This is a genomic window from Collinsella sp. AF14-35 (assembly GCF_003464565.1).
GTDB lineage: Bacteria > Actinomycetota > Coriobacteriia > Coriobacteriales > Coriobacteriaceae > Collinsella.
The window spans coordinates 1-1056 of sequence record NZ_QRZD01000062.1 but is presented as its reverse complement, the minus strand read 5'-3'; the positions used below and the strand labels follow the sequence as shown (position 1 = coordinate 1056).

At 65.4% G+C, this 1056-nt stretch carries 2 protein-coding genes; both read left to right on the top strand.

The annotated features are described in order from the left end of the window. The coding region (locus tag DWW12_RS09710; protein ID WP_147324175.1) for a PTS sugar transporter subunit IIC at positions 1-240 on the top strand (240 nt) is incomplete at its 5' end. Continuing rightward, the gene (locus DWW12_RS09705) at positions 221-1054 is read left to right on the top strand and encodes a PTS system mannose/fructose/sorbose family transporter subunit IID (protein ID WP_117565064.1); all 834 of its coding nucleotides are present in this window, start codon (positions 221-223) and stop codon (positions 1052-1054) included. The genes DWW12_RS09710 and DWW12_RS09705, both read left to right, overlap by 20 nt. Positions 1055-1056 lie beyond the last annotated feature (2 nt).

The window sequence follows — 1056 nt, the reverse complement described above, 5'->3', positions numbered from 1 at the left end:
GGCGTTGCCGCCAACATCCTGCCGGCCATGGGCTTCGCCATGCTCGGCCGCCTGGTGCTCACCAAGCAGCTCGTGCCCTTCTACTTCCTGGGCTTCCTGCTGTGCTCCTACGCCAACGTGCCCGTCCTGGGCGTCGCCCTGATCGCCATCATCATCGGCATCGACAAGTTCGACCTGCTCGGCCTGGGCGGAGCCCAGCCCCAGCTTTCCGCGGAAGGGGATGAGGACGATGACTTCTAGTCCCGAGAACAAGATCACGCGCTCCGACCTCGTCAAGAGCGCCGTCAACGTCGGCGCCCTGGGCATGGAGTTCTCCTGGACCTACTACAAGCAGATGAACATCGCCTTCTGCCTGATGGTCGCCAACATGCTCAAGAAGATCTACGCCGGCCGCCCCGACGACTACGCCGAGGCCCTGCATCGCCACTGCGCGTTCTTCAACATCACCGTCCAGTTCGCCCCGTTCGTCGGCGGCATCGCGATGGCCATGGAGGAGAAGGTCGCCCGCGGCGAGATCGAGCCCGAGAGCGTCAACGACGTCAAGGCCGCCCTCATGGGCCCGCTGTCCGGCATCGGCGACTCCATCTTCCTGTCGACGCTGCGCGTGGTCGCCGCCGCGGTGGGCATCAGCCTGTGCCAGGCCGGCAACCCCTTCGGCCCCATCGCCTTCCTGCTCATCTACAACGTCCCCGGCTTCGCGCTGCGCATCTGGGGCGCCGTCAAGGGCTACGAGCTGGGCGTGGGCTTCCTGGACGAGGCCCAGAGGACCGGCCTCATGCAGAAGATCATGACCTGCGTGGGCATCGTGGGCGTCATGGTCGTGGGCGCCATGTGCAAGGACATGTTCTGGGCCAGCATCCCGGTGGCCATCGGCTCGGGCGAGGACGCCCAGACCCTCCAGGACATCCTGGACGGCATCATGCCCGGCATGCTCGGCATGCTCGCCTTCTGGCTGTACTACTGGCTGCTGTCCAAGAAGATCAACCCCATGGTGCTGATCGTGGCCACCATGGTCGTGGGCATCATCGGCGCGTTCTTCGGCGTGCTGGCGTAAGG

Excerpts from the sequence above, each read along its gene's own strand:
- DWW12_RS09705 (WP_117565064.1), top strand. The coding sequence starts at position 221 with ATGAGGACGATGACTTCTAGTCCCGAGAACAAGATCACGCGCTCCGAC.